Origin of the sequence: Skermanella aerolata KACC 11604, from assembly GCF_000936425.1 — a bacterium.
Classification (GTDB): Bacteria; Pseudomonadota; Alphaproteobacteria; order Azospirillales; family Azospirillaceae; genus Skermanella; species Skermanella aerolata.
In genome coordinates this window covers 1-385 of sequence record NZ_AVFK01000226.1, presented here as the reverse complement: position 1 = coordinate 385, position 385 = coordinate 1, and the positions used below count along the sequence as shown (strand labels likewise).

Here is a 385-nt window from a genome sequence, read left to right as displayed (position 1 = left end):
CCATCCTCTCCCGAACTCTAGTTCTCCAGTCTCAAGCGCGGTTCCCAGGTTGAGCCCGGGGCTTTCACGCCTGACTTGAAGTACCGCCTACGCGCCCTTTACGCCCAGTAATTCCGAACAACGCTAGCCCCCTTCGTATTACCGCGGCTGCTGGCACGAAGTTAGCCGGGGCTTCTTCTCACGCTACCGTCATCATCGTCGCGTGCGAAAGAGCTTTACAACCCGAAGGCCTTCATCACTCACGCGGCATTGCTGGATCAGGCTTGCGCCCATTGTCCAATATTCCCCACTGCTGCCTCCCGTAGGAGTCTGGGCCGTGTCTCAGTCCCAGTGTGGCTGATCATCCTCTCAGACCAGCTAAGGATCGTTGCCTTGGTAGGCCGTT

General features: G+C 58.2%; 1 rRNA gene. It reads right to left on the bottom strand.

The features are described from left to right. Positions 1 to 385 (bottom strand): 16S ribosomal RNA (locus N826_RS39310); the annotation flags it as partial.